1 protein-coding gene is annotated in these 604 nt (G+C 52.8%); it reads left to right on the forward strand.

Going from position 1 to position 604, the window contains the following annotated elements; all coding sequences use genetic code 11:
* Nucleotides 1–604 (forward strand): hypothetical protein (locus RF647_RS19110; protein WP_368813112.1); only part of this gene is annotated, 604 nt, incomplete at both ends.

Genomic DNA, 604 nt, shown 5'->3' on the forward strand with positions numbered 1-604 from the left:
TTCTCACCTGAATTTTTCAATACCGTGGCTATCTGGAATGTTAACGCTGGCGAACCAGCTGCGGTGCCACAGCCTGAATCTGAAGAAAAGACGGAATGGGACGACAACAAGGCACAGGAAGAAATTAAAATTGTTGCGCAACTCGACCAGGCATCCCGGGCAGCTTGTCTGGCACTGTTCGGCCCGGTCCCTGGAATCACTTCAGCGCAGTACGGCCAGATCGTCGATCTGAAGAATGATGATGAACCCAGCGTTGCCCGCGAGCTGGCCGAAGCACTATCCAAAGAAACACGATCGCTGGCCCTGGCACCGGAACGGCAGGAGCAATTACTCGCCTGGGTACGTGAGAACACAAAAGAATCTGCACAGTGGCCGGACATTAAAAAGCAGATCACTAAATGGATCGATACGCCGATTGATAAGCGACCTCAGCCTGTTAGCACTAACACCGAAGAAAACCGCACGGACACTGACTCCACTCTGGGCGGAGGAAACAAGACAGACCGTAGCCCGGATCTGGCACACAACCTGTCTACGCTCAAGATAGAGGTTGCTGTTGCGATTCTGGGCATGTACGACGAGATCGATATTTACGGGATCCCGA

It is taken from the genome of Kocuria sp. CPCC 205263 (assembly GCF_040981075.1).
Classification (GTDB): domain Bacteria; phylum Actinomycetota; class Actinomycetes; order Actinomycetales; family Micrococcaceae; genus Kocuria; species Kocuria rosea.